General features: G+C 38.8%; 21 protein-coding genes. All 21 read right to left on the bottom strand.

Annotated features, from left to right (window positions below):
- Window positions 1-14: 14 nt before the first annotated feature.
- On the bottom strand, window positions 15-803 hold the full coding sequence (accA, locus tag ON15_RS00420; protein WP_010579489.1) for a carboxyltransferase subunit alpha: 789 nt from the start codon (window positions 801-803) through the stop codon (window positions 15-17).
- Window positions 803-1,651 (bottom strand): acetyl-CoA carboxylase, carboxyltransferase subunit beta, encoded by an 849-nt coding sequence (accD, locus tag ON15_RS00425; protein ID WP_010579490.1) that lies wholly within the window; start codon window positions 1,649-1,651, stop codon window positions 803-805. The genes accA and accD overlap by 1 nt, the downstream gene beginning before the upstream one ends.
- Window positions 1,652-3,019, bottom strand: coding sequence for an acetyl-CoA carboxylase biotin carboxylase subunit (gene accC, locus ON15_RS00430; RefSeq protein WP_010579491.1), 1,368 nt, complete (start codon window positions 3,017-3,019; stop codon window positions 1,652-1,654). It lies immediately after the preceding gene.
- A gap of 11 nt (window positions 3,020-3,030) precedes the next feature.
- Window positions 3,031-3,456 (bottom strand): 3-hydroxyacyl-ACP dehydratase FabZ, encoded by a 426-nt coding sequence (gene fabZ, locus ON15_RS00435; protein ID WP_010579492.1) that lies wholly within the window; start codon window positions 3,454-3,456, stop codon window positions 3,031-3,033.
- Window position 3,457: 1 nt separating this feature from the next.
- Window positions 3,458-3,913, bottom strand: a complete 456-nt coding sequence (gene accB, locus ON15_RS00440; protein WP_010579493.1) for an acetyl-CoA carboxylase biotin carboxyl carrier protein — start codon at window positions 3,911-3,913, stop codon at window positions 3,458-3,460.
- On the bottom strand, window positions 3,910-5,154 hold the full coding sequence (gene fabF / locus ON15_RS00445) for a beta-ketoacyl-ACP synthase II (protein WP_010579494.1): 1,245 nt from the start codon (window positions 5,152-5,154) through the stop codon (window positions 3,910-3,912). The genes accB and fabF overlap by 4 nt, the downstream gene beginning before the upstream one ends.
- A gap of 10 nt (window positions 5,155-5,164) precedes the next feature.
- On the bottom strand, window positions 5,165-5,896 hold the full coding sequence (gene fabG, locus ON15_RS00450) for a 3-oxoacyl-[acyl-carrier-protein] reductase (RefSeq protein ID WP_010579495.1): 732 nt from the start codon (window positions 5,894-5,896) through the stop codon (window positions 5,165-5,167).
- Window positions 5,897-5,904: 8 nt separating this feature from the next.
- The gene (locus ON15_RS00455) at window positions 5,905-6,843 is read right to left on the bottom strand and encodes an ACP S-malonyltransferase (RefSeq protein ID WP_010579496.1); all 939 of its coding nucleotides are present in this window, start codon (window positions 6,841-6,843) and stop codon (window positions 5,905-5,907) included.
- Between the two features lie 4 nt (window positions 6,844-6,847).
- Window positions 6,848-7,093 (bottom strand): acyl carrier protein, encoded by a 246-nt coding sequence (locus ON15_RS00460; RefSeq protein WP_010579497.1) that lies wholly within the window; start codon window positions 7,091-7,093, stop codon window positions 6,848-6,850.
- Window positions 7,094-7,114: 21 nt separating this feature from the next.
- Window positions 7,115-8,092 carry a beta-ketoacyl-ACP synthase III gene (locus ON15_RS00465; protein ID WP_010579498.1) on the bottom strand — a complete coding sequence of 326 codons (978 nt, stop codon included), beginning with the start codon at window positions 8,090-8,092 and terminating at the stop codon, window positions 7,115-7,117.
- Window positions 8,093-8,108: 16 nt separating this feature from the next.
- Window positions 8,109-8,549, bottom strand: a complete 441-nt coding sequence (locus ON15_RS00470; protein WP_010579499.1) for a MarR family winged helix-turn-helix transcriptional regulator — start codon at window positions 8,547-8,549, stop codon at window positions 8,109-8,111.
- Between the two features lie 72 nt (window positions 8,550-8,621).
- Window positions 8,622-9,068 (bottom strand): 3-hydroxyacyl-ACP dehydratase FabZ, encoded by a 447-nt coding sequence (fabZ, locus tag ON15_RS00475; protein WP_010579500.1) that lies wholly within the window; start codon window positions 9,066-9,068, stop codon window positions 8,622-8,624.
- A 216-nt stretch (window positions 9,069-9,284) separates the two neighbouring features.
- Window positions 9,285-9,647: a preprotein translocase subunit YajC gene (gene yajC / locus ON15_RS00480; RefSeq protein ID WP_010579501.1), complete on the bottom strand. Its 363-nt coding sequence runs from the start codon at window positions 9,645-9,647 to the stop codon at window positions 9,285-9,287.
- A 79-nt stretch (window positions 9,648-9,726) separates the two neighbouring features.
- The gene (gene tgt, locus ON15_RS00485) at window positions 9,727-10,872 is read right to left on the bottom strand and encodes a tRNA guanosine(34) transglycosylase Tgt (RefSeq protein WP_010579502.1); all 1,146 of its coding nucleotides are present in this window, start codon (window positions 10,870-10,872) and stop codon (window positions 9,727-9,729) included.
- A 17-nt stretch (window positions 10,873-10,889) separates the two neighbouring features.
- On the bottom strand, window positions 10,890-11,933 hold the full coding sequence (queA, locus tag ON15_RS00490; RefSeq protein WP_010579503.1) for a tRNA preQ1(34) S-adenosylmethionine ribosyltransferase-isomerase QueA: 1,044 nt from the start codon (window positions 11,931-11,933) through the stop codon (window positions 10,890-10,892).
- A gap of 17 nt (window positions 11,934-11,950) precedes the next feature.
- Window positions 11,951-12,958: a Holliday junction branch migration DNA helicase RuvB gene (ruvB, locus tag ON15_RS00495; RefSeq protein WP_010579504.1), complete on the bottom strand. Its 1,008-nt coding sequence runs from the start codon at window positions 12,956-12,958 to the stop codon at window positions 11,951-11,953.
- 11 nt (window positions 12,959-12,969) lie between these two features.
- Window positions 12,970-13,557, bottom strand: a complete 588-nt coding sequence (ruvA, locus tag ON15_RS00500) for a Holliday junction branch migration protein RuvA (protein WP_010579505.1) — start codon at window positions 13,555-13,557, stop codon at window positions 12,970-12,972.
- 16 nt (window positions 13,558-13,573) lie between these two features.
- On the bottom strand, window positions 13,574-15,520 hold the full coding sequence (gene mutL / locus ON15_RS00505; protein ID WP_010579506.1) for a DNA mismatch repair endonuclease MutL: 1,947 nt from the start codon (window positions 15,518-15,520) through the stop codon (window positions 13,574-13,576).
- Window positions 15,521-15,533: 13 nt separating this feature from the next.
- On the bottom strand, window positions 15,534-18,128 hold the full coding sequence (mutS, locus tag ON15_RS00510; RefSeq protein ID WP_010579507.1) for a DNA mismatch repair protein MutS: 2,595 nt from the start codon (window positions 18,126-18,128) through the stop codon (window positions 15,534-15,536).
- 12 nt (window positions 18,129-18,140) lie between these two features.
- Window positions 18,141-18,941, bottom strand: a complete 801-nt coding sequence (locus tag ON15_RS00515) for a TIGR00282 family metallophosphoesterase (RefSeq protein WP_010579508.1) — start codon at window positions 18,939-18,941, stop codon at window positions 18,141-18,143.
- A 172-nt stretch (window positions 18,942-19,113) separates the two neighbouring features.
- Window positions 19,114-20,652 carry a ribonuclease Y gene (rny, locus tag ON15_RS00520; protein ID WP_412768430.1) on the bottom strand — a complete coding sequence of 513 codons (1,539 nt, stop codon included), beginning with the start codon at window positions 20,650-20,652 and terminating at the stop codon, window positions 19,114-19,116.
- Window positions 20,653-20,813: the final 161 nt, after the last annotated feature.

The following is a 20,813-nucleotide window of genomic DNA, read 5'->3' on the forward strand; positions in this document are numbered from 1 at the left end:
TTCCTCCATTTGCTTTAAAACTTACGATAACGCATTCTTCTTTTTTCTAACAATTCATCAGTCGTCATTTGCTGCAATTGATCTATTTCTTGTAACAAAACTCTTTTGATTGCTTTAACTAATCGATATTTAGAATGACTTTCTGGAATAATCCCCTCAATTACCTGTTGCCGTAGTAACTTTTCTGGTGTTAGCTGCAAAATTTCAGCTGCTTGATCAGCTCTTGAACTATCTTTCCATAAAATTGCCGCAAAACCCTCTGGTGATAAAACTGAATAAGTACTATTTTCTAGCATCCAAACGCGATCACCGCAAGCTAAGGCTAAAGCTCCGCCACTGCCGCCTTCACCATAGATAATTGATACGATTGGGACTGGTAACTTGCTAAATTCATATAAATTTTTAGCAATTGCTTCGCCTTGACCATTTTCTTCAGCTGAACGTCCAGGATAGGCTCCGGCTGTGTTAACCAAAAAAATAACCGGCCGTTTGAATTTGGCCGCTTGTTGAGCTAACCGCAATGCTTTGCGATAGCCAGCAGGTTCTGGACAGCCAAAATGTGACGCTAATTTTTCCTTGGTCGTCTGACCTTTATTAGTTGAAATCACCGTTACCGGTTGTTGATTTAAATAAGCTAGCCCACCAATAATTGCTGGATCATCACCATAAACCCGATCACCATGAAATTCAATAAAATCTTGAAAAATTTCTGTCAACAAAAACTTAACTGAAACTTTATCATCTGATCGCGCTAATTTGACGATCTCTGCCGCGGTTTTTTTATGATCTAATAAGCCTGACATTAGCTGTCCCTCCTTTGATGAAATTCGAGCAGCCATTTCAGTTTATTCTTTAATTCAGAACGCAGGACAATTTGATCAATAAAGCCATGTTTTAAAACCGTCTCAGCATCCTGTAAGTCACTAGGGATTTTTTGCCCGGTCGTCTGTTCGATTACACGTTTCCCCGCGAAGCCAATCAAAGAACGCGGTTCAGCCAAAGTAATATCAGCTTGCATCGCAAAACTAGCGGTCACTCCCCCTGTCGTCGGGTCGGTTAAGATAACGACATATAACAGTCCAGCATCACTATGCTGTTTAACCGCTGCTGATACCTTTGCCATTTGCATTAATGAAAAAATTCCCTCTTGCATCCGAGCTCCACCTGAAGCCGTAAACAAGACTACTGGTAGTTGTTTTTGCGTAGCTTTTTCAAAAAGTCGAGTCAATTTTTCACCAGTAATCGTGCCCATTGAACCCATAATAAAGAATGGATCCATAATGCCTAAAGCAAACTTTTCACTTTGAATCTGAGCAAAGCCGGTCAAAACTGAATCATTAAGCTTAGTTAATTGCTGCGATTTTATTAATTTTTTTTGATAATCAGGAAATTGCAACGGATCATCGGTTAATAAATCAGCATCAATTTCCTCAAAGCTATCAACTAACCAATTTAAACGTTGACGAGCTGTAATTCGAAAACCATATTGACAATTTGGACAAACCTTATATTGACCCAAATCTTTATGGTAAAATGATTGATGACATTTGGGACAAGCAATCCAGATTCCTGAAGGTACTTTTTGACTAGCTTGTTTATTGACTTTTATATGTTTGGCACTTAAATTTTTCAGCTCATTAAACAGCTGCACTCAAGCTTCCTCCTTTTTCCATTTTGGCAAAAAAACTTTTTCCAAATACTCAGTCGTAAATTTACCGTTAATAAAGCCTGGATCATTGATTAATGCCTGTTGAAAGTCCTGATTAGTTTGAACACCATTAATAATCATTTCGCTAAGTAACCGTTTGATTTTTCTCACCGCAGAAATTCGACTTTCACCTAAGGCAATTACTTTAGCAATCATTGAATCATAATATGGTGGGATCTTAATTCCGGCATACAAGGCCGAATCAATCCGCATGCCTAAATTACCGACTGGAAAATATAAATAATTAACTGCACCAACCGCTGGTAAAAAATTTTGTTGTGGATCTTCGGCATTAATTCGGCATTCAATTGCATGTCCGCGACAAACGACATCTGTTTGTTGATAATCTAAAGGCTCTCCTGCTGCAATTTTTACTTGCTCCTTAACAATATCAATTCCGGTGACCATTTCAGAAACTGTATGTTCGACCTGAATCCGTGTATTCATTTCCATAAAATAAAAATGATGCTGTCGATCCATCAAAAACTCTAAAGTCCCAGTATTAACATAATCAATCGCCGCGGCCGCTTTCAAAGCAATTTTTCCCAAATATTTGCGTTGCGCAAGAGTAATGAATTCACAAGGACTCTCTTCAATCACTTTTTGTTTGCCGCGCTGCAACGAACAGTCCCGTTCAGGAAAATATATTGCTCGACCGCTTTGATCACGCAGAATCTGAACTTCGATATGCTTGACATTTTCCATGATTTTTTCCAAATACATTCGCCCATCGCCAAAAGCATTCTGAGCTTCTTGCCGTGCCTCATTAAAGGCCTTTTCAATTTCCTGCTGATCACTAACGCGGCGAATACCTTTGCCGCCACCACCAGCTGCTGCTTTAAGCAGAACCGGATAACCAACTTTGTCAGCAATTTCCCGTGCCATGGTTGCATCAGTTACAAAGCCTTCACTACCGGGAATCACTGGAACACCACTGGCTTGCATTTGCTGACGAGCATGAGCTTTGTTGCCCATTAAATCAATAGTTTTTGATTTGGGCCCAATAAATTTTATCCCACAATCCTCGCACATTTCAACAAAGCGACTATTTTCTGATAGAAAGCCATATCCCGGATGAATCGCCTCCGCACCAGTTCCAACTGCTGCACTTAAAATATTTTGCATATTCAAATAAGAATCTTGTGCACGGTTGGGGCCAACACAAACTGCTTCATCAGCTAACTGAACATGGAGACTTTCACGATCAGCTTCAGAATAAATTGCTACAGACTTAATGCCCAATTCTTTTAGTGAGCGGATAATCCGCACGGCAATTTCACCACGATTGGCAACTAGGACTTTTTTGAACATTAGATCACTCCTCAACCAATCACAAATGTTAATTCAGCAGAACAAGCCTTTTTACCATCAACTGTTGCAACAGCTTTGCCTAAGCCGACATTATTTCTAATCTTTTCCAAAACAACTTCTAACTTCATCGTATCACCAGGACGAACTACTTGGCGAAATTTAGCGTTCTTAATTCCTCCAAAATAAGCCGTTTTATGTTTAAACTCTGGCATTGACAATAATGCGACCGCCCCAGTTTGTGCTAATGCCTCAATAATTAAGACCCCAGGCATGACAGGATTTCCTGGGAAATGTCCCATAAAAATTTCCTCATGAGCCGTAACATTTCGAATGCCAACTGCCTTTACTCCTGGTTCTAATGAAATAATCTTATCAACTAAGAGCATTGGATAACGATGAGGAATGATTGCTTGGATTTGAGTAATATCAAGTTCCATTTTATAACTCCTCGATTTCAAATAAAGGTTGGCCGTATTCAACAAGTTCCTCATTTTTGACTAGAACTTGCTTAATTTTTCCTTCACGGTCACTTTTGATCTCTGTCATAACTTTCATTGCTTCAATTACACAGACTACATCACCTGGATGTACTAGTTGACCAACTTTTACGTAGGCTGGCTTAGTTGGTGCCGGCTGTAAATAAACACTGCCAACTAGTGGTGCCTTAACAAAGGCCCTAGCTGGTTTATCAGCAGCCGGCGTTTTCTTAGCCGGTAGTTTATCTGCCATGGCCGAACCTGCTGGTGATGCTGACAGCTGCAACTGTTTTAATAATTTGGTTGACAATTCATTTTTGCTAAGATGCAACTGAAAATCTTTGGTTTTGATTTCCAATTCACGACAAGGCGACTGATTAAAATCACTGATCAGCCTTTGAATTTCCTTTAAATTCAAAACTCTTCACTCCATTTTTTAAATGCTAGGACGGCATTATGTCCACCAAAACCTAACGAATTACTAATTGCATAGCGCAATTCCGTAGCTGGTTCGCTGCGCTGCGGATTAACCAAATTCACCTGGCAAGCAGGATCCTGCTGCGTTAGGCCAACATTTGGCGGCAACTGGCCACGTTGCAAGGCTCCAATTGTTGCTACCGCTTCAATCGCGCCAGCTGCTCCCAGCAAATGACCAGTCATACTTTTAGTACTGCTGACTTTAACTTGACTGTCCTTGCCAAAAACCTGATTAATTGCATTAGCTTCGCCTGCATCATTTGCCTGTGTTGCTGTGCCATGAGCATTAATATAACCAACCTCTTCAGGCTTAATACCAGCTTCATTGATTGCTTGCTCCATAGCTCGAGCAGCTCCTTCACCTGTTGGATCCGGAGCAGTAATATGATAAGCATCGCAAGTACTACCATATCCAACAATTTCAGCTAAGATTTGAGCTCCCCGTTTTTTGGCATGTTCTAAGCTTTCTAAAACTAATGTTGCAGCACCTTCACCCATTACAAAACCATCCCGCTTCTGGTCAAATGGCAGTGAAGCCTTGGCTGGATCAGTAGCTTTTGAAAGAGCGGTTAGAGCTGCAAAGCCAGCAATTCCAATCTCGTTAACTGATGCCTCAGCACCACCCGTCAGCATTACTTGCGCACGGCCTTCTTTGATCTGACGATAAGCTTCACCAATTGCATTAGTTGCTGAAGAACAAGCCGTCACAATTGCGGTACAAGTGTTTTTAGCCTTAAAGCGTAAAGCTAAATTCCCAGCGGCCATATTAACGATTGATGTTGGCACAAACATGGGTGACACACGTTGCGGACCTTTGGTATACATCTTAATGACCTGATTTTGAATCGTTGTTAGGCCACCAATTCCAGATCCGTAAATTACCCCAAAATCATAAGCATCAGTGTTGGTTTCATTTACCCCAGCTTGTTCAACAGCTGCAACCGCACTATCAACAGCATATTGCGAAAATAAATCCATTCTTCTGGCAGCTTTTTTACCAACTCGTTTTTGTGGATCAAAATTTTTTACTTCGGCTGCGACGGTAATTCCAGTTTCTTTAGCATCAAACTTGGTGATTGAATCAATTCCCAGCTTACCAGCAAAAATTCCATTTAAAAATTCATCTGCAGTATTCCCTAGTGGCGTAACAGCTCCCATTCCGGTGATTACTACTCTACTCATAAAAAGCCTCCTAAATCGTCATACCACCATCAATTGTTAAAACTTCCCCAGTAATATAATCATTTTCAGCTAAAAAAAGTGCCGCATCAGCCACTTCAGCAGGCTGACCAAAACGTCCTAAAGGAATTTCCTTCAGCATTTTTTGTTGGACCTTTTCGCTTAAAACTTCGGTCATACTACTTTTGATCATCCCCGGGGCAAGCGCATTACAACGAATATTTCGCAAAGCGCCTTCCTTGGCAATTGTCTTAGTTAGTCCAATCAGGCCAGCTTTGCTAGCAGCGTAGTTTGCCTGTCCTAGATTACCGTGTAATCCAACCACACTGGCTAAATTAATGATGACACCACTTTTTTGCCGGTACATCTTTTTTAAAACTTGTCGCGTCAAATCAAATGCTCCAATCAAGTTGGTTTTAAGAACCTGTTCAAAATCCTCGGTTGACATCCCAATGATTAGCTTATCTTTAGTAATACCAGCATTATTAATTAAAATATCAAGTTGCCGATTTGACTGATAGATTTCTGTCAAAATGCTTGCTACGTCAGCTGGATTGGCAATATCACCTAAGATTATTTGATACTTAACACCAAGTTTTTTAATCTGTTCAGTCAAGTCCTCAGGTATTTCATGACGCGCATTTAAGATAAGATTACTGCCGTGACGGGCAAAAGCTAAAGCAATCTGAGCACCAATTCCTCGCGAACTGCCAGTTATAAAAACTGTTTTACCTGTTAATTTCATTTTTTGCCTCACTTTATTGTTGTTAGAAACTTTTGATAAGTTTCCCATTTGCCAATCGCAACAACTGGAACATCAGGCAAAGTTCGATTAGCAAATTTAGATAATGTCTTTCCAGGACCAACCTCAATTAATAAATCTGGTTGATAATTTTTTTGTAAGTTTTTTAAACAATCAGCAAAATGAGTTGGTGAAATAACCTGCTTTGCTAATGTGATTTTCAATTTATTTGGAACAAACTTTTCAGTTGTTGTATTGCTAATTACTGGGATTTGCCAGTTTCTAACCGAAACATTAGTTAAGTAATTTGCTAGTTTTTGACTTGTGTTTTTAAAAAGCGGCGTGTGAAAAGCACCACTGACTTTCAAGGAAATCACTTTTTTGATTCCTTGATCTTTCATCGTTGTAATGGCTCGTTGGACTGCCTCACTTTGACCGCCAATCACTACTTGTTGCTCAGTATTATAATTAGCAATCCCAACAAAATGCTTAACCTCACCGGTTACCTGCTGGCAAATTTTGGCAACTTTTTGCACATCAGCTCTCAAAACAGCAACCATTGAACCATCCGTTTGTTCTGCATCAGCCTGCATATAATCTGCTCTTGCTTGCAGCAAGCGAATACCTGTTTTTTCATCAAAAGCCCCTGCAGCCATTAATGCTGTGTATTCTCCTAAACTCAGTCCTAACATAGCAACTGTTTCAATTGTCGGTAAATCCTGCTGTAGCTGATGAAAAACACCCAGTCCAAAAGCTGTGATTGCAGTTTGAACATTTTTTGTCTGCAACAATTCATTATGCTGATTCTTGCAGAAAGCCACGAGGTCTTTTTGTAAATAACCGCTCAGTCTTTTTAATGTCTCCTGATAAGCTTTGCTGTTTTGGTAGAAGTCCAATCCCATATTGCTAAATTGAGCTCCCTGTCCGCTAAACAAAATTCCAACTTTCATAAAACTATTCCTTTGCTGCTAATTGCTTCTTGACATACTCAACTACATCTTTGATGGTTTTAACATTTTCATCAGCTTCCAATTTAATATCAAGATCATCTTCCAATTCATTCATGATTTCAAAAACATCTAAACTATCTGCATCAAGATCATCTTTAATATCTGCTTCTAATTTAATTTTATCTTGATCAACATCTAATTGTTCAGCTACAATCTTTTTTACCTTATTAAAAATTTTTTCTTCTGTCATAATTAATCCACTCCTAAAATTTTAATATTTAATGATTTGTGTTCCAACCGTTAAGCCACCGCCAAAACCAGTCAAGGCTAAAATCTGTCCTCGCTCGATCTTTTTTTTATCAATTAGTTCATCTAATAAAATTGGTACACTAGCTGCTGAGGTATTGCCATATGCTGCAATATTCATTGGAAACTTTTCTAATGGTTGCTGCAGCCTTTTGGCAATCTGCTTAATAATTCTCGAATTAGCCTGATGAACAATAAACCAGTCAACTTGGTTTAACTGCAAATTACTCTTTTTGACTGCAGCAATAATTGATTCGGGAACTCGATGTGTTGCAAAAGTATAAACATCACGTCCCGCCATTTCAAAAGCACCATAATTATGCGGGCTATAAGCTGGAAAACTTGCTAATGGTAAAGTTTTGCCTGCCTGCAAACTAGCTGCTAAATCACCAAAGGTTTGCAAATGATTGCCCAAAAAACTTGAAGTGCTGTCCTGCTCATTTTCAAGCAACACCCCAGCAGCTCCATCACCAAATAAGACTGCTGAAGTCCGATCATGCCAATTGATGACTTTGGACAAGACTTCGCCACCAATTATCATCACGCGTCGATAATTCATATTACCCATAAAGCTTTGCGCAACCACTAACGAATAAATAAATCCTGAACAAGCAGCGCTAAGGTCAAAAGCAACTGCTTGTTTTGCCTTAATCTTACCCTGAACAATTGCTGCCGTTGCCGGTGTATAGTAATCAGGTGACATTGTAGCAACGATAATCAGGTCAATTGATTCGGGTGACCAGCCACTTTTTTTCAACAATTCAACTGCAACTGCTGTACATAAATCAGAAGTATTTTCTCCCTCACTAATTCTTCTGTGTTCAATACCTGTTCGAGTTTTAATCCATTCATCAGATGTATCCATCAAATGGCTCAAATCATCATTCGATACTTGATGTTTTGGCAGATAATGACTGCTAGTAATAATCTTAATTGCTGCCAAATCAATTCTCCTTGTCTTATGAACGCTCACGCAAGAAAAGCTCTAAATTTCTCAATGCCTTTTCAATTGTCTTAATTTCATCTTGACCCAAATCCTTCAAGAAATTTCGAACCATCATGCGATGAAAAGCATCATGTGCACGAAACATTAAGCGGCCTTTTTTGGTTAAGCCTAGCCGAATTACCCGACGATCATCATTACTTCGAATCCGTGTCACATAATTTTTTCTTGTAAGCCGATCAATAGTTGCCGTTAAAGTTCCCGGCGTCAAATGTAATTCTTTAGCGACTTGTGAAACAGTTTTATGCTCGTACATCGTAATCGCATTGATTGCATGCATTTCTTTAATAGATAGATCATTAAATTGACTTTTCTTAAGCTCTTTTTCCTCGATCCACAAAATATCATTATATATTCTGACTAACGAATCATTGATTATTTTTGTCCGATTTTCCATTGCGTAACGTCCATCCCTTTTTCTAATATAATTTGATTATCAAAGTATTCATGAAAAAAAACAATCTTTTTGCTAGATTTTTTGATTACGTTCCGCAACAACAAACATCAATTCGGCTACACAGGCTGTTTTCCCATCAACCAATGCCTTGGCAGTAACGATTCCCATATTTTCCCTTTTTTTAGTTAGTTCGATTTTAAGCTTAAGAACATCGCCCGGACGGACAACCTGACGAAACTTAGCTCGGTGAATCGCTCCTAAATATGCCGTCTTCCCTAAAAACTCTGGAGATTTTAAAATCAAAATCGAAGCAGCCTGTGCCAAAGTTTCAATAATCAAAACTCCAGGCATAACTGGATTCCCTGGAAAATGTCCTCGGAAAAAAGATTCGTTAATTGTTACATTTTTCGTTGCTGTGATACTTTTACCTGCTTCAATCTGATCAACATAATCAATATAACAAATTGGAAAACGATTGGGAATCAAATTCATAATTTCCTGTGCGTCCATAATTGCCATGCTTGTCACCTCACTCAAATTTATTTCGAACATCAAAATATTCGATATTCAAATAATATTGCATTCAAAATAAAAAGTCAAATTAAACTTAAGAAACTGGCTGCTTTTATCATCTTTTATTAAAAAACCAAGACAAAAAAATAAAGATCAGTGTCTTAACTGACCTTTATCTGCAATTAAGCAAGATATTGAATTAAAAAGTTAATGAGGAATAATTTATTTTTCTGAATTCTCTTTCTTTTGATCATCTGTTGGCTGGTTAGTTTCTTTTGCTTTTTCGTTCACTGACTTGTCAGCTGCTTTTCCTGCGGCCGAATTCTTGACTTGCATGATCGCTGAAGTCTCAAATGTCAGATAAATTCCATCGCAATCTAAAACTACAGTATGGTTTGCCATATCAAGACTATCAATAACACCATGTAAGCGTCCTAGAGTTATTACTTCATCACCTTTTTTTAAATTACCCAGCATTTGTTGGCGCTGCTGCTGCTGCTTCTTTTGCGGCCTGATCATCATAAAATACATCAGGGCAATCAAAGCAGCAAACATAATAATTGTTGATATTGTGCTACTATTCATGACATTCACTCCTAATTATTTAATCAATTTTAACTTTAACAAAGATTCACGCTGAGTGCTAGACTTTTTATTAGATTTGCTAAAAATTACGATGATTGCTACGATTAAAACCATACTCCTCAAAGAAGTTCTCACGAAATTCTAACAAATTATCTGCTAAAATTGCTTGACGAATATTCTGCATCAAATGTAATAAAAAATACAAATTGTGATAACTGGCTAACCGTAATCCAAGTGTTTCTCCAGCTTTAAATAAATGACGCAAATAGGCCCGCGAATAATTTTGACAGACATAACAATCACAGTGATCATCTAGTGGGCCAAAATCATGTGCATAACTGGCATTCTTAATCACAACGCGGCCGTGAGAAGTCATGCAGCTGCCATTACGAGCGATTCTAGTTGGCAAAACACAATCAAACATATCAATTCCACGAATCACACCATCAATTAAAGAATCAGCTGAACCAACACCCATCAAATAGCGTGGTTTATTAGTTGGTAAAAGTGGTGTTGTAAAGTCAAGCACATGATTCATTTCAGCCTTGCTTTCACCGACTGACAGGCCACCGATCGAATAACCAGGGAAATCCATCGCTACTAAATCACGAGCGCTTTGCTGACGTAATGCTTGGTGACCACCACCTTGAATAATTCCAAACAAAGCTTGACGATCTGGATGCTGGTGAGCTTTCAAGCCACGTTCAGCCCAACGACTAGTCCGTTCAACTGAGTGCTTGATATACGAATAGCTTTCAAAGAAAGGTGGGCATTCATCAAAGCTCATGATAATATCTGCTCCCAAAGCATTTTGAATCTGAATTGATTTTTCCGGCGATAAGAACAGTTTCTCACCGCTTAAATGGCTGCGAAAATGAACCCCTGCTTCGGTAATATCCCGAATTTTAGCCAAAGAAAAAACCTGAAAACCACCAGAATCTGTCAGAATTCCTCGTGGCCAATTCATGAATCGATGTAATCCACCGGCTTCTTGAACAATTTTTTCCCCTGGTCGCAACCATAAATGATAAGTATTTGAAAGAATTACGCCGGCACCCATTGCTTTTAATTCTTCAGGCGTCAGGGTTTTAACAGTTGCTTGTGTACCAACTGGCATAAACATTGGTGTAGGGAAAGTCCCATGTGGCGTAATTAATTCGCCTAATCTTGCACCAGTGTGTTTTTCTTCTTTGATCAGCCGATATCTTACAGCTGGCTGTGACATACGAATTCTCCTATCTTTTATTTAATAAACATTGCATCACCAAAGCTGAAGAAACGATATTTTTGTGAAACAGCATGACGATAAGCATTCAAAATATTCTCTCTGCCAGTAAAGGAAGCAACTAACATAACCAATGTTGACTTTGGCAAATGAAAGTTAGTGATAAATGCCTGAACAACCTTCCATTGATAGCCTGGATAAATAAAAATATCAGTCCAACCGCTATCAGCTTTGATTTCACCTTTAAACTTGGTACCAATTGTCTCCAGCGTTCGAATTACCGTTGTCCCCGTTGCAACAATCCGCCCGCCATTTTTGCGGACTTCATTCAAAGTTTGGGCAGCATCTTCACTCAAGCGGTAAAATTCACTATGCATTTGGTGATCTTTAATATTTTTTTCCGAAACTGGGCGAAAAGTTCCTAGTCCAACATGCAAGGTTAAATAAACTAGCCGAACTCCTTTTTCAGCGATTTTTTGCAATAATTCTTTAGTAAAATGTAAGCCGGCTGTCGGGGCTGCTGCTGAACCAATTTCACGAGAATAAACTGTTTGATACATTTCAGGATCTTCAAGCTTTTGTTTAATATACGGCGGCAGTGGCATTTCGCCTAAACGATCTAGGATTTCCATAAAAATACCGTCATATTCGAAGCGGATCATTCGGCCGCCATGTTCAAGCTCTTTAGTAACAACTGCTTTGAGTTCACCATTACCAAATGTGATCTTGGTTCCGATCTTAGCCCGACGTGCTGGTTTAATCAACGTTTCCCAATTATCACCGTCAGTATTATTCAATAACAAAACTTCTAAATGACCACCGGTATCAGGCTTTTCACCATAAAGACGTGCTGGCATAACCCGCGAATCATTCATTACCAAGGCATCACCAGGATTTAATTGATTAATGACATTATAAAAAATATCATCCTGATACTTTCCAGTTTGACTATCTAGAATTAGCAAACGAGAATGATCTCGTTGTTTGAGCGGTGTCTGGGCAATTAATTCTTTTGGTAGCTCATAATCAAAATCTTCTGTCGTTAAATGTTCCTCTGTCAAAATTTCCATCCTCTTTTTTAATCTTTTTTATGATATGGCAAGTTTAAATGCTGATAAGCATTAAAAGTAGCTACACGGCCGCGTGGAGTCCGCTTGATCAAGCCTAATTGCAGTAAAAACGGCTCAACCATTTCAGTTAGCGTTTCAACTTCCTCGCCAATGTTGGCTGCCAAAGTGTTAATGCCAACTGGGCCGCCATTATAAAATTGAATCATAACTTTCAATAATTGTCGATCAGTATCATCCAAACCTAATTCATCAACATGCAGCATTTTTAAAGCTGCATCCGCTGTTGACTGGTCAATGACTTGATCATGCTGCACTTCAGCAAAGTCACGAACTCGCTTTAATAGGCGATTGGCAATGCGTGGCGTGCCGCGAGAACGACCGGCAATCGTTTGAGCTCCAGAATCATTAATACGAGTCTGGAGCAATTTAGCAGTTCGCTTAACAATCTTGGTCAGTTCTGCTTGATCATAAAACTTCATATGCGCAACGATTCCAAATCGATCACGTAACGGTCCTGACAATAATCCAGCTCGGGTCGTAGCTCCAATCAAAGTAAACGGTGGCAAAGTGAAATGAACTGGATGGGCAGTTGGTCCTTGACCGATCACAATATCAACATAAAAGTCCTCCATTGCCGAATACAAAACCTCTTCAACAACCTTCGGCAAACGGTGAATCTCGTCAATAAATAAAACATCCCCCGCTTCGAGTTCATTCAAAAGTGCTACTAAATCACCCGGTCGTTCAATCGCTGGTCCGCTGGTCGTTCGTAAATTCACCTGCATCTCATTAGCAATGATAATCGCTAAGGTCGTCTTGCCTAATCCAGGCGGGCCATATAACAAGACGTGATCCAAGGCTTCTTGACGACTCTTAGCTGCTTGAATATAAACTTTTAATTCATGTTTGATCGCAGTTTGGCCAATATATTGGTCAAAATATTTGGGACGTAATGAAAAATCATTTGTTTCATCGCCAACTAACTGACTAGACACCAGCCGGTCCTTATCTGACATTCAATCACCTCCTAATTTTTCATTAAAAGCTTCAAACCTAAGCGCAGATATTCATCAGTTGTCTGTGCTGAAGCCTGCTCCAATTTAGGAGTAATTTTGTTAATCTCATTTCTAGTATACCCTAACGCCGCTAAAGCTGCTAAAGCCTCCTGCAATAAATTTGAACCGATCTCTGATGCTGGAGTTAAAGAAGTCTGGACCGTATTTGGTGCTAGTTTTCCCTTCAAATCCAAAACAATCTGTTGCGCTGTCTTTTTGCCAACGCCAGGAAATTTTATCAAATAAGAAATATTATTGCTGCTAATAGCTGTTATTAAGCCATTAAAATCATCAGTCGCCAAAATTGCTAAGGCACTCTTGGGACCGATTCCGGAAACATTCAATAACTTAATAAATAGTTTTTTTTCGGCATTTGTTTGAAATCCATAAAGTGAAATATCGTTTTCTCTGACTGCTTGATAAATAAAAACTTTTTGTTCTTGACCAATTTTAAATTTAAAGGGATTAGCTGCATAAACCAGAAAACCAATACCACCTACTTCAATAACGATATACGCCGGATTGATATCAGTTATCTTGCCTATTAGATAGTCATACATTTTATTCCTCCGTTAGTTATAATTGATTTCTTTGACTTTGATGCGGATCTTGAATGCGTTTAAACATTTTTTCCACTGCAGTTTGAGAAAAATGGACTAGAACTGGCCGCCCATGTGGACAATTAAATGGATTTTCACACTCTGCCAGCTGGCTGAGCAATGCTTGAGCTTGCCGATCATCAAGATGATGATGGGCTTTGATCGATAGCCGACAACTCATGTTAATTGCAGTCTGTTCTCGAAAAGCCGCAATTGAAATCTTACCATCACGTAACAGACAGTCGATCATTTCTCGAATCATGGTTTCTTCTTTACCATCTTCAAACCAAGTTGGATGTTGATGAATAATGAAACTATTTTGACCAAATTCTTCCAGCTGTACCCCAACCTCAGCCAATTTGGCTATATTTTTTTGAATGATCAAGGCATCACTGGTTGAATAATCGAGGACTAAGGGTACTAATAAAGCTTGCTGGTCTTTGGCAACTTTTCCCATTGCCACACGGAAGTATTCGTATTTACAGCGTTCCTGAGCCGCATGCTGATCAACCAAATAAAAGCCATCTTCTGCTTCTGCTAAAAGATACGTGTCATGAATTTGTACTAAATAACGCAAATCTGGAAATCTTTTTTTAGCTGGTCCTGTTGTAATCGTCTTTAGCTTTGAATTAACTGTTGCTTGAGGATCCTCAAGCACTTGGCTATTTTGATATTTTTGGTCCCAATTCTTAAGTTTATCTGTCAAATCTTGACGTTTTTCAATAATTATTGTTTTATCAGCCTCAGTTGCTATAATTGGTGTTTTGGCAGCTTTTTTCTCAGCTGACTGTTGAGATTTCAATGACTGTTTGGTCACAACTGGCGCTTGATCTTGATAACGGTACTGTTGTGAAGTTTCATTGAGTTTTGCATCTAAGTCTGCAAAATTCAAACTAGTTGATCCAGCTTTAAAATCAGCTAAGGCATCTGGAATTAGATTTTCTGTAGCTAAACGCTGATAAATTGTAGTTTGAATTAATTCACAGAGCTGTTTTTCCTTACTAATTCTAACTTCTTGCTTTGTTGGATGAACGTTAACATCAACCAGAACTGGATCTAGCTTCAAAGCAATAATTGCCATTGGATAGCGACCAACCATCAGTTTTGAACCATATCCTTTGATCACTGCATTCGTCAACTGATAGTTACGAATGTAACGACCATTCAATAACAGCGTAATATAATTTTTAGTTGCCCGTGTCAGCTTAGGTAAAGAGACGAACCCCTCAACTGCAAAGTCAAGATCGTTAGCATGAACTGGCAACATCTGTTGGGCATTTTTTACCCCATAAATTGCACTGATTGTCTGTTGTAGGTTATTATTTCCAGCAGTTTGCAATAGAACCCGTTTATTATTATGCAAAGAAAGCGCGATCTCTGGATGACCAAGTGCTAAACGATCAACTATATCGCTAATTACTGCTAATTCTGTCTGTGGACTTTTTAAATATTTCAGCCGTGCTGGCGTATTATAAAACAGTGACCGCACCATGACTTCAGTTCCTTGTGGTCGTGCAATTATTTTTTTATCCAACTGCTGTCCACCGCGAATTTCAATTTCCATTCCTTGTCCGTCTGTCATGGCTGTTTTCAAAGTTACATCGGCAACTGAAGCAATGCTTGGCAATGCTTCGCCCCGAAAACCCAAAGTTCTAATTTTAAATAAGCCGTTTTTATCATGCAATTTGCTAGTCGAATGTCGTCTAAAGGCCAATTCAAGCTCATCAGCCGCTATGCCCTGACCATTATCAATAACCTTGATTAATGAAAGGCCTGAATCAGCGACATAAATATCAATTTGGGTACTTTGAGCATCAATTGCATTCTCAACCAGCTCTTTAACAACTGAAGCTGGCCGTTCGACTACTTCACCAGCAGCTATTTGATCAGCTAAAATCGCCGGCAATTCTTTGATCTTAGTCATCCAATTCCTCCAATCATTTTTGTTTTAATTCTTTTTGCCATTTGAATAATTGATTTAAAGCAGCTAGCGGAGTCATTGAAACTAAATCTGCTTGTTTGATCTCACCAATTACCTGTTGTTGCTGATTGGAAAGCGGAACTTGCTCAGGAACAAATAATGAAAGCTGCTGATCTTCAGGCTTGGGGGAGGAATTCTCATGAAGTGAAGCTTTAGTTTGTGAACTGCTGTGAGCCTGGATTTCCAAGTCTGCAAGTAATTTAGCTGCCCGCTGCAATAATTTATCAGGCATACCAGCTAATTTGGCAACGTGAATTCCATAAGATTTATCTGCTGGCCCTGCTTCAACTCGATGTAAAAATGTTAACGTGCCATTTTTTTCAATTGCACCAACATGGACATTGGCTAACTGTTTTAAATTCTGATCTAAAGATGTTAATTCATGATAATGCGTTGAAAATAAAGTTTTAGCATGAATGACATCATGAACATATTCAATAATTGCTTGCGCCAAAGCCATTCCATCGTAGGTCGCCGTTCCACGTCCAATCTCATCAAATAGAATCAAACTATTTTGAGTTGCATGTTTTAAAGCTTGATTAGCTTCCTGCATTTCAACCATAAACGTTGATTGCCCACCAATCAAATCATCAGCTGCACCGATCCGGGTAAAAATTTGATCAAATATTGGTAATTTAGCTTTCTTAGCCGGCACAAAACAACCAATTTGCGTCAAAACTACAGTCTGTGCCAGTTGCCTCATATAGGTGCTTTTACCAGACATATTGGGCCCAGTAATCAATAAAATATTTAAGTTTTCAGGCATTCGAATATCATTCGGCACATAGCTCTGCTGACCCATAACTTCTTGCACCACGGGATGCCAACCAGCTGAAATTTCAATTTCATGTTTTTTAGTCAACTCTGGAAGCACAAAATGCTGTTGTTCACTAACGACTGCAAAACTTTGCAAAACATCTAGCACTGCAACACTAGCTGCCAGTTGCTGAAGACGTTTAATATAATCTTTGATTTGTTCACGCAAATCAACAAATAAACGATATTCCAAATCAACAGCTTTGTTTTCAGCTCCGAGGATCAAATCCTCCTTTTCCTTCAACTCTGGGGTAATAAAGCGCTCGGCATTCGTTAAAGTCTGTTTTCGTTGATAACGATCCGGTGGAAGTTTACTTAAATTAGCTTTGGAAACTTCAATATAATAACCAAAAACTCGATTAAAACCAATTTTTAGATTATTAATGCCGGTTGCTTGCCGTTCATCAGCTTCTAATTTGGCAAGCCAGCGTTTACCATTTTTCATGGCATCTTTATATTTATCAAGCTCTTGATCAAAACCTTCTTTAATCAAATTACCATCTGTAACTGACATTGGCGGATCATCAACGATTGCCCGATCGATCAAATCAACAACTTCGGCAACTGGATCAATTTTAGTTAATAATTTTTTAAAACTACCATCATCAATTGTTGTCAGCAAATAGCGAATTTTGGGAATCTGCTGTAATGATTGCTTTAGCTGCAATAAATCACGCCCATTGACAGTTCCCAGTGCAACTTTACCAGCAAGTCGTTCCAGATCATATACTTGCGTTAATTCATCGCGCAATTCACTGCGCTCAAAGTAATGATCAAGCAGATCTTTTACTCGGGCTTGCCGCAATTTTATTTTTTTGATTACTAGCAATGGCCGTTCTAGCCACTGTTTAAGCATTCGACCACCCATTGCTGTTTTGGTTTGGTCAAGCAGCCACAACAAAGTGCCATGCTTCTTGCCAGTCCGATTATTTTGCAACAGTTCCAGATTTCTACTAGAAGCATGATCGATTTTTAAAAAATCTGAAGGCTCATAATGTACAGCTTTTTGCAAATGACCTAAACTGCGCTTTTGTGTTCGAATTAAATACGTTAATAAATGACTCAGCACAGCTTGTTCTAAATCACTGTGAATATCTTGCATGGCATAGCTGGTTTCAGCACTAATTTGGCAATTGTCTTGATGTGAAATCATAATTTTTAATGGATCGATCACAGTCAAGGCTTTTTCAGTGACCGAATCATCAATAACTACTTCTTTAGTTCGCAAACTTAGCAATTCATTCAATAGAACTTCTGGACTATCAAGTATGGCAGATTTTAATTCACCGGTTGATAGATCAGCATAGGCAAAACCAAAATGATCTGCTTGTTGATGGATCGCTGTTAAGTAATTGTTTTCTTTAGCTTCTTTTGCTCCAGTGTCTGTGATTGTCCCCGGAGTGACAACTTGAATAACTTCGCGTTTGACCATTCCCTTAGCCAGCTTAGGATCTTCCATTTGCTCACAAATAGCGACTTTATAGCCTTGATCCACCAAAGTATCAATGTAATTTTGTGCCGCATGATGCGGAACTCCGCACATTGGAATTTTCTCAGCCGCATTTTTATTCCTAGTCGTTAAGGTCAGCTCTAAAATTTGCGCCCCCTTGATTGCATCATCATAAAACATTTCATAAAAATCACCCAAGCGGTAAAACAAAAATGCATCTGGATATTGTTGTTTTACCCGCAAATATTGCTCCATCATTGGCGTTTTTTTAGTTTTTTGTGGCATTAGACTTCTCCTTTAAAACATAAATGGATGATCAGGATTAATTTGAATCGTTCGAATTTGTTTTGCTTTGCCGGACACATCATCCAAGTCAACCAAGCAAGCTCCCAAACCGCGTCGGCCTTGTTCATCAACTTCAAAACGGGTCGGCATTTGGTTGACAAAGCGTTTAATGACTTCGGACCTTTGCATACCTAGAATACCATCATAAGGTCCGGTCATCCCGACATCACTCAAAAATGCCGTCCCCTGTGGTAAAATACGGGCATCATTTGTTTGAACATGAGTATGCGTTCCAATTACTGCTGAAACTTTACCATCAAAATACCAAGAGAAGGCTTCCTTTTCGCTTGTTGTTTCCGCATGAAAATCAACTACGATCAATTTTGTCTGTTTGAGCAAATGCTTAATTAACCGCTCAGCAATTGCAAACGGATCATCAGATGGCGCCATAAACACCCGCCCCTGCAAGTTTACAACTGCCAACTTTAATTGATTGATTTGGATCAACGTATAACCCCTTCCTGGCACTTGACCTGCTGAAAAATTAGCTGGTCGTATCAACTTTTTAGCTTCACCAATAAATTCCTCAATTGCTGGATTATCCCAGGTATGGTTTCCCATCGTAATGACATCTGCTCCAGCAGATAATAACCTTTTATATGCGTAGCGATCGATTCCTTTGCCGCGAGTAGCATTTTCACCGTTAACAACTGTTGCTTGTGGATGGTATTTCTGTTTCAACTGTGGCAAATAAGTTTCAAGAATTTCCTGTCCTGCATTCCCCATAATGTCGCCGACGAATAAAATTCGCATTTTTTTCCCCTTTTCTAAGTAACCTATTTATTTATTTTAGCATTTTTATTTCTTAGGTGCGAAAAGTAGTTTACTCAAATTTTCAGATAGAAAAAACTACAATAAAACTAATGCTTTATTGTAGTTTTTAACAAATTTTTAATCAATTTATTATGTCTTTTGAAAAAGTCGACTATTTTGCATATTCAATTGCTCGCGTCTCTCGAATAACTGTAACTTTAATATGACCTGGGTATTCTAATTCATTTTCGATTTTATTTTTAATGTCTCGCGCTAAAACTACGGATTCTAAATCATTGACCTCATCCGGTTTAACAATCACCCGAACTTCACGTCCTGCTTGAATCGCATAACTCTTCTTAACACCAGCAAAACTGTTAGTAATTTTCTCAAGTTTTTCCAGCCGATGAATGTAATTTTCCAACGATTCACTACGAGCTCCGGGTCGAGCAGCCGAAATTGCATCTGAAGCTGCAACCAAAACTGCAATTGTATATTTGGGTTCAACATCACCATGATGTGAAGCAATCGTATTGATGACTACATCACTTTCATGATATTTCTTTGTCAACTCAACTCCAATTTGAACGTGAGAGCCATCAACTTCATGATCAATAGCTTTACCAATATCATGTAATAAACCTGCTCGTTTAGCCAAATTAGGATCTTCCCCCAATTCAGCTGCTAGAACACCAGCAATTTTAGCCACTTCAATCGAATGATCTAAAACATTTTGACCATAACTGGTTCGATACTTCAACCGGCCAATTGTTTTAATTAAATCCGGATGAACTGAATGCAATCCCAATTCGAAAATTGCTTCTTCACCAGTTTCACGAATCTTAGCATCCATCGCCTTGGTAGCTTTTTCAACCATTTCTTCAATCCTTGCTGGATGAATCCTACCATCTTGAATCAATTTTTCGAGGGCCATTTTAGCTATCTCACGTCGGATCGGATCAAAGCCGCTTAAAACAACCGCTTCCGGGGTATCATCAATTATCAAGTCAATCCCAGTTAATGTTTCTAACGTCCGAATATTCCGCCCTTCACGGCCAATTATTCGTCCCTTCATTTCATCATTTGGCAACGAAACAACTGAAACAGTTGTTTCCGAAACAGTGTCCGCGGCACTCCGTTCAATCGCTTGTGCGATTAGATCTTTCGCAGTTCGATCAGCTTCTGCCTGCGCCTGTGCTTCTTTTTCCTTGATCATAACCGCTAATTCATGATTCATAGCATTTTTAGTTGTTGTCATGATCTCTTTTTTTGCCTGTTCCTGAGTCAAAGCAGCAACCCGTTCTAATTCAGTTTGTTGTTGTTTGACCAAAGAGTCTGCCTCTTGCTGACGTTTTTCTAAATCCTTTTTTGACTTTTCAATTCGATTTTCTTTTTGAACTAATCCTTGCTCACGTTGTTCTAAGGAGGAGTCCTTACGATCAAGATTCTCCTCTCGCTGCAACAATCGATTTTCCTGTCTTTGAATCTCAGAACGTCTTTCCTTCAACTCTTTTTCTATCTCGCTGCGATAACGATGACTTTCGTCCTTAGCTTCTAAAATAGCCTCTCTTTTTTTAGCAGCTGCTTCCTTCTTGGCATTTTCAATAATTCCCTTCGAAGTTTGCGTTGCTGCATCAAGTCTTTTTTCATAATTTTGCTTACGAAAAACTATACCAAAAGCAAATCCAATACCCAAAGTTACAAGAGCGATGACGAGGTAAAGCAATACTGCATTCAAAATTTCACCTCCACATCGTTATAAATGATTAAAAAGCAAACATAATCATTGATTTGATGTTTAATTATGCATACATTGTTATTTTACGGTTTAAACTAGGTCAATGTCAACATAAACTAATTTTCAATTATTCA

The organism is Liquorilactobacillus vini DSM 20605, from assembly GCF_000255495.1.
In the GTDB taxonomy this organism is placed as follows: Bacteria; Bacillota; Bacilli; order Lactobacillales; family Lactobacillaceae; genus Liquorilactobacillus; species Liquorilactobacillus vini.